This is a genomic window from Roseateles sp. P5_E4 (assembly GCF_054049255.1).
This window is the reverse complement of the sequence record NZ_JBFUMS010000006.1, coordinates 350,029-356,489: the sequence shown is the minus strand read 5'-3', so window position 1 is coordinate 356,489 and position 6,461 is coordinate 350,029. Positions and strand designations below refer to the sequence as shown.

Here is a 6,461-nt window from a genome sequence, read left to right as displayed (position 1 = left end):
CAAGAAGGCTGCACCCGCCAAGAAGGCCGCTCCGGCCAAGAAGGCTGCGCCCGCCAAGAAGGCCGCTCCGGCCAAGAAGGCTGCGCCCGCCAAGAAGGCCGCTCCGGCCAAGAAGGCTGCACCCGCCAAGAAGGCCGCTCCGGCCAAGAAGGCTGCTGCGCCCAAGAAGGCCGCTGCCAAGCCCGCCGCGAAGCCTGCTGCCAAGAAGGCCGCAGCTCCGAAGAAGGCTGCCGCCAAGCCTGCCCCGGCTGCCAAGCCTGCCGCTGCTGCAACCGCTCCTGCGGCCAAGACGGCTCTGAGCCCGCAAGCTGCCTGGCCCTTCCCGACCGGCAACAAGCCCTAACCAGGCGATCCGCTGACTCGCCGCCGGGTGGTTCGTCCACCCGGATCCCGGCGAAGCAGGCAACCCGGCCCCGAAATTTTCGGGGCCGGGTTTTTTATTTCCGCCGTCCTTTTCGCAGGGCCGGGATGCATCTGCTAACGGCTTGTCCGGGCGATGCGGCATGGTCCTACAGGGCCCGCGAATCTGCCGACCTAAAGTCAATTCCGGGCGTAGACCCCTTGCCTCTCTCCCCGCAGCACGCCAGCGTGTTCCGGCCTGACGTCTGACGTTGGTCGAAGCGCTCAAGTCTCAGGGACTCGCATGGGCTCTGCGCCTTTCCCATTGGGACGGCAACGAGGCCATGACGCGGACCACACCATCGCAGGCGAACTGCGGGGTGGCCGTTGATGGGCAGTCGGAGTCGACGCTCTCAGGGGTAGAAGATGTTGACGCTGTAGCCGCTGACCTTCTGGCCACCCGTTCCGAACACCAGGCTCAAGGCCTGTTCAGAATCGGCATTGACCTGCGTCAGCACCGGGGTCAGGGTTTCGGGACCGAGTACGCGGCGGGAGAAAGCCGCGCCGCTGGCATCGGTCAAGCTCAATTCCACCCAAGGCGCGGCGACGTCCACGCTGGTCTTGTTGCGCAGCGCGAGATTGAGCTTGTAGCTGCCGGCGCCCACCGGGCTGAGCGCCGTTGATTCGATGCTGAGCGCCTCGATGCGCCGCCACGGTTTGACCTCGCAGCCAGCGGCGCTGCACAGCGCCTTCAATGGCTCGCGCAGGGGCGGGTGCAGGGCGGCAATGGCGTCGCGAAAGTGCAGCGTCACCTGCAGGGCCAGCAATGCGGCAAGCAAGAGGGATGCGACGCCGAGGGCCACACGCACGGCAGGGCGATTCCAGCGAGCGGTGTTCTCGGCCTTGCGCATGAACTCGGGCACGAGTCTGCCGGGCGCCTCGGCCTTGCCGGGCTTCTGCTGCTTGGCGGCTTTGGCGACCTTTGCGGGCTTGCCCGGCCGCTCCGCCGGCTCGGCCGTGATGGGAGCCATCTCGGCCATCGACGGTTCCGGCCCGGCATCACGCGCCACCATGGGCGGGGGGGCGGCAACCGGCTCGCTGGCACGGTCGTCACCCACCCAATGAGGCTCGGGCCTGGCTTCCTGCCGACCGTACTCGGAGGGCCAGCCGGTAGGCAAGGCCTCGGCACGGGGCTCGGGTTCGGGGGGCGGCATCCAGTCCGCTGGCGGTGTGTAGACCGGGGGCGGAGGTGGCGGAGGGGGAGGCGGTGGCAGGGGCTCGGGCTCCGGCACCACGGTGGCCGGCGCATACTGTGGCGGCCAGGGTGGTGGAGCGTCCCGCTCGATGTCGAACAGCAGTTCGCGGGCGTCGAAGATCTCCGCGCAACGGCCACAGCGCACCCAGCCATCGGAGACGCGCAACTGGTCCTCGACGATCCTGAAGATCGTTCCGCAGGCCGTGCAGCGCGTCGCGAGGCTCACGGGTGCATCCTTCGCGCTGCGCGCTTGCCTGGCCGACGGAGCGGCCAGGCGTTCGCCAGGCATGAGATGCCCTCAGGGCATCTCAAGTCCGGGCTCACTCCCGCCAAGCGGGAATGAGCACCTTCGGGCGGCCGTGCGTTGCTCATGCCGCTCGCTGGGCCGTCATCAGGATCCAGCCATCCTCTTCATCGCTGACTTCAAGCGCCAGCCAGGGCGCGTAGGCGGCCTTCAGTTCCTCAGCCTGGCGGCTCAGGATGCCAGCCAGGATCAGGTTGCCGCCGGGCGCGACATGGGCGCAGAGCAGTGGTGCGAGCAACTTCAGCGGCGTGGCCAGGATGTTGGCCATGACCAGCGGGTACTCGCCCCGGGCCAGCTCCGGCAGGCCGGGTTTCAGCGTGACGCCATTGGCCGCCGCGTTGTCGCGCGACGAAGTGACGGCAGCAGGGTCAATGTCGACGGCGTCGATGTCACGCGCGCCGTGCAGGGCCGCGCCAATGGCAAGGATGCCGGAGCCACAGCCATAGTCCAGCACGCGAATCCAGGGCTGGGAATGGGTCGCGATCCAGCGCAGGCACATGCGCGTCGTTGGATGCGTGCCGGTGCCAAAGGCCAGACCTGGGTCCAGGCGCATGACGCGCTGGGCCTGCGGCGGCGCCTGGTGCCAGCTCGGCACGATCCAGAACTCGGGCGTGATCTCGACCGGCGCGAACTGGCTTTGCGTCAGGCGCACCCAGTCCTGCTCGGGCACGGCCTGGATGGCTTGCACATGCACATCCGTAGCCCAGTCCTGGGCCAGGATCAGCGTCGCCGCCTCGGTGGCCTCGGGCTCGGTGGGGAAGAGGGCCTTGACGACCGAGCGCTCCCAACCGGCTGCGGGCGCCGGCATGCCGGGTTCGCCGAACAAGGCGTGCTCAGCCTCGGTGTCTGCGTCGGCATCCTCCACCGAGACCGCGAGAGCGTCGATCTCCATCAGCGCATCGCTGACGATCTCGACGTCGGCCTCGTGGCAGACCAGGGCCAACTCGAAGAGGTTGCTCATCGCTTGTGGGCAGCCATCCAGCCTTCAAGGTAATGGATGGATGTGCCGCCTTCGATGAACTTGGCGTCCGCCATCAGCTCGCGGTGCAGCGGGATGTTGGTCTGGATGCCTTCGACGACCGTCTCGCTCAGCGCGATGCGCATGCGCGCCAATGCCTGCTCACGCGTGTCGCCGTGGACGATGATCTTGCCGATCATGGAGTCGTAGTTGGGCGGCACGAAGTAGTTCGTGTAGGCATGCGAGTCCACGCGCACGCCGGGCCCGCCCGGCGCGTGCCACATCGTGATGCGGCCGGGCGAGGGCACGAACTTGACCGGGTCCTCCGCGTTGATGCGGCATTCGATGGCGTGGCCGCGCATCTCGATCTGGCGCTGCGTGAACGGCAGCTTCTCGCCGGCTGCGATCTTGATCTGCTGCTGCACGATGTCGATGCCGGTGACCATCTCGGTGACCGGGTGCTCCACCTGGACGCGCGTGTTCATCTCGATGAAGTAGAACTCGCCGTTTTCGTACAGGAACTCGAAGGTGCCGGCGCCGCGGTAGCCCATCTTCTTGCAGGCCGCCGCGCAGCGGTCGCCCACCTTTTCGATGTTGCGACGCGGGATGCCGGGTGCCGGCGCTTCCTCGATGATCTTTTGGTGGCGGCGCTGCATGGAGCAGTCGCGCTCACCCAGCCAGACGGCGTTCTTGAAGGTGTCAGCGAGGATCTGGATCTCCACATGGCGTGGGTTCTCCAGGAACTTCTCCATGTAGACCTCGGGGTTGCCGAAGGCCGCACCCGCTTCGGCGCGTGTCGTCTGCACCGCGTGCACCAGGGCCGCTTCGGTGTGCACGACGCGCATGCCGCGCCCGCCGCCGCCGCCGGCCGCCTTGATGATGACGGGGTAGCCCACCGATCGGGCGATCTTGATGATCTCCTTCGGGTCCTCGGGCAGGGCGCCTTCGGAGCCGGGCACGCAGGGCACGCCGGCGCGGATCATGGCCTGCTTGGCCGAGACCTTGTCTCCCATCAGGCGGATGGACTCAGGCGTCGGGCCGATGAAGGTAAAGCCGCTGCGCTCGACGCGCTCGGCGAAGTCGGCGTTCTCGCTGAGGAAGCCGTACCCGGGGTGGATGGCTTCAGCGTCCGTCACCTCGGCCGTCGCAATGATGGCCGGCATGCTGAGGTAGCTCTGGGCCGAGGGCGCCGGGCCAATGCAGACGGCCTCGTCGGCGAGGCGCACATATTTGGCGTCGCGATCGGCTTCTGAATAGACGACGACGGACTTGATGCCGAGTTCTCGGCACGCTCGTTGAATGCGCAGAGCGATCTCTCCGCGATTCGCAATAAGGACCTTCTTAAACATCGAGTGGCCTCACTCGATCACGAACAGCGGTTGTCCGAACTCTACGGCCTGGCCGTTCTCGCACATGACCTTGGTGATCGTGCCGCTCTTATCGGCTTCGATCTCGTTCATGATCTTCATGGCCTCGATGATGCAGATGGCCTCGCCTTCCTTGACCTGTTGGCCGACGTCGGCGAACGGTTTGGCGTTGGGGCTGGAGGCGCGGTAGAACGTGCCGACCATCGGCGACTTGACGATGTGACCGGTCTCGACGGGTGCGGCGGCCGGGGGCGCGGCGGCCGCGGGTGCGGCCTGGGCCGGTGCATGGGCGACGGGAGCGGCGGCGTAGACCGGCTGCATGGCCACGGCGGCGGCCGGGTCAGCCTTGACGATGCGGACCTTGCCGTCGGCCTCGGTGATTTCCAGTTCGGAAATATTGGATTCCGAAACCAGGTCGATCAGGGTTTTGAGCTTGCGAAGGTCCATCTTGGCTCCAGGCGGTGTTGTTGTTGTGGGGGAAGAGAAAAAGCGGCGCGAGACCGGAGGTCAGGCGCCAGCTTCCAACGATTCGAGGGCGTGGCGCAGCGCAAGGCGGTAGCCGTTGGCGCCGAGGCCGCAGATGACGCCCACCGCCAGCTCACTCATATAGCTGTGGTGGCGGAAGGCTTCGCGGCGGTGGATGTTCGACAAATGAACTTCGATGAAGGGCAGGGCCACAGCCGCCAGCGCGTCACGGATGGCGACACTGGTGTGGGTGTAGGCGGCCGGATTGATGATGATGAAGCGCGTGCCGTCGGTGCGCGCAGCCTGGATGCGGTCGACCAATGCTCCCTCGTGGTTGCTCTGGAAGCTGTTCAGCGTGGCGCCGGCATCCGTGGCGATCTTGCCGAGTTCGGCATCGATCTGCGCGAGAGTCTGCGCGCCGTAGACCTCGGGCTCGCGGGTGCCGAGCAGGTTGAGGTTGGGGCCATGCAGGACGAGAACTTGCATCAAACATGTGGCGGCGCGCCTGCCCGAAGGTCTAGAGAGTCGCCACTAAATTGAGGAAGGGCGAACTTTACGCGTTTTGGACCCGATTTCCTGCTGGATAGGGAAATTCTCGGGGGCGCGTCAGCTTCGGGCCAATTGGCGCAGTTCTTCCAGGCGGCTCACGCCCAGACGCCGCCAACTGATCTCGCCGGTCTCGTCGAAAACGACGGAAAAGGGCAGGCCGCCGGCCGGATTGCCCAGTTCCCGCACCAGCCCCAGGCCTTCCGGCCCGGCCAGCGCGACCGCGAAGTCCAGCGGCGTCTTCTGCAGGAAGGCCTTGACCGGCTCGGCCTGATCCACCGCCAGGCCAAGGACCTGCCAGCCCTTGCCCTTGGCTTCCTTGTAGAACTGGTTGATCTCCGGCAGTTCCTTGACGCAAGGCGGGCACCAGGTGGCCCAGAAGTTGACCAGCAGGGGCTGGCCGCGCCAGCGGGCGACGTCCAGGTCGCTACCGTCCAGGGCAGGGAAGCGTCGCGCCCAGAATGCTTGGGCGACGACGGAAGCCACCGGTGGGTTCAGCTTGCGCCAGGCGAAGGCGGCGCCCAGGGCTGCGGCCCCGACGCCGGCGCCAGTCAGGATCAGGCGGCGGTTGATGGGCGTCATTCGGCGGCCTCCACGAGGTTTTGCAGCGCGGCCAGGTCGCCGCGCTCGGTCATGCCGCGCGCGTCGGGCTTGAGGGCGCCGCGCAGGTCGTCGAAGTCCAGGATGGTCAGGCACAGCGTCACCCGCTCGCCCAGGGCGGCGCAAGGTGCATCCAGGATGAGCATGTCGACCTGCCGGCCACGGCCGGCTGTCGTTTCGGCCACGTCGAAGTTGATGCCGCGATCCAGCAACGCGATCTCGGCGGCCTTGCTGTCGTCGCAATACAGCTGCAGGTGAACATTGGACAGCCGTGTCGCCGTGCCGCGCCAGACGGCGCCAGTCAGGTGCGGGCGAAACTCGGCCAGGCGCGCCATCCACTGCGCGGCCAGTTCGCGCAGGGCCCGCAACTCGGCCGGCTGGGTTTCGGCATGGAAGATGGCGATGTGCTCGCGCACGGCGTCCTCGACCTCGTCGTTGCCAGGCAGGGCGGCGCGCGGCGCGCCCAGGTCGCGGGCGGCGCGCTGCTTGGCCGGGCCCCAGTCCATGCCCTCGTCGACGATGAGGCGGGCGGCGGCAGCGGCGATTTCTTCGGTGAAGTCGCTCATGTCAGTGGCGCGCGGCCGTCCGAAGCACTGACGCGCCCCCTCGGGGGGCAGTGAGCGAAGC

The 6,461-nt window shown here is 67.3% G+C and carries 7 protein-coding genes and 1 pseudogene; 1 reads left to right on the top strand and 7 read right to left on the bottom strand.

The features are described from left to right. A pseudogene (locus tag ACXJLH_RS14585) lies at positions 1–343 on the top strand (histone H1); the annotation flags it as partial. A 409-nt stretch (positions 344–752) separates the two neighbouring features. Here the strand turns inward: ACXJLH_RS14585 and ACXJLH_RS14580 are convergent. The 7 genes from ACXJLH_RS14580 to ACXJLH_RS14550 all read right to left on the bottom strand — a co-directional run bounded on the left by ACXJLH_RS14580 (position 753) and on the right by ACXJLH_RS14550 (position 6,400). Then, the gene (locus ACXJLH_RS14580; protein ID WP_457444825.1) at positions 753–1,820 is read right to left on the bottom strand and encodes a zinc-ribbon and DUF3426 domain-containing protein; all 1,068 of its coding nucleotides are present in this window, start codon (positions 1,818–1,820) and stop codon (positions 753–755) included. A 142-nt stretch (positions 1,821–1,962) separates the two neighbouring features. Beyond that, the gene (prmA, locus tag ACXJLH_RS14575; protein WP_457444823.1) at positions 1,963–2,859 is read right to left on the bottom strand and encodes a 50S ribosomal protein L11 methyltransferase; all 897 of its coding nucleotides are present in this window, start codon (positions 2,857–2,859) and stop codon (positions 1,963–1,965) included. Continuing rightward, entirely contained in the window at positions 2,856–4,205 is a 1,350-nt protein-coding gene (gene accC / locus ACXJLH_RS14570; RefSeq protein WP_056203555.1) for an acetyl-CoA carboxylase biotin carboxylase subunit, read from the bottom strand. The genes prmA and accC overlap by 4 nt, the downstream gene beginning before the upstream one ends. A gap of 9 nt (positions 4,206–4,214) precedes the next feature. Continuing rightward, complete coding sequence (gene accB, locus ACXJLH_RS14565; protein WP_457444821.1) at positions 4,215–4,670, bottom strand: acetyl-CoA carboxylase biotin carboxyl carrier protein; 456 nt, start codon at positions 4,668–4,670, stop codon at positions 4,215–4,217. Positions 4,671–4,730: 60 nt separating this feature from the next. After that, positions 4,731–5,177, bottom strand: coding sequence for a type II 3-dehydroquinate dehydratase (aroQ, locus tag ACXJLH_RS14560; RefSeq protein ID WP_056203560.1), 447 nt, complete (start codon positions 5,175–5,177; stop codon positions 4,731–4,733). 117 nt (positions 5,178–5,294) lie between these two features. After that, positions 5,295–5,816, bottom strand: a complete 522-nt coding sequence (locus ACXJLH_RS14555; RefSeq protein ID WP_457354335.1) for a TlpA disulfide reductase family protein — start codon at positions 5,814–5,816, stop codon at positions 5,295–5,297. Next, a complete protein-coding gene (locus ACXJLH_RS14550) occupies positions 5,813–6,400 on the bottom strand; it encodes a hypothetical protein (RefSeq protein ID WP_457444819.1) in 588 nt (195 codons plus the stop codon). Before ACXJLH_RS14550 ends, ACXJLH_RS14555 begins: the two co-directional genes overlap by 4 nt. Positions 6,401–6,461 lie beyond the last annotated feature (61 nt).

Coding starts and splice junctions, on each gene's coding strand:
- prmA (WP_457444823.1), bottom strand. CDS start 2,859: ATGAGCAACCTCTTCGAGTTGGCCCTGGTCTGCCACGAGGCCGACGTC.
- accC (WP_056203555.1), bottom strand. CDS start 4,205: ATGTTTAAGAAGGTCCTTATTGCGAATCGCGGAGAGATCGCTCTGCGC.
- accB (WP_457444821.1), bottom strand. CDS start 4,670: ATGGACCTTCGCAAGCTCAAAACCCTGATCGACCTGGTTTCGGAATCC.
- ACXJLH_RS14555 (WP_457354335.1), bottom strand. CDS start 5,816: ATGACGCCCATCAACCGCCGCCTGATCCTGACTGGCGCCGGCGTCGGG.
- ACXJLH_RS14550 (WP_457444819.1), bottom strand. CDS start 6,400: ATGAGCGACTTCACCGAAGAAATCGCCGCTGCCGCCGCCCGCCTCATC.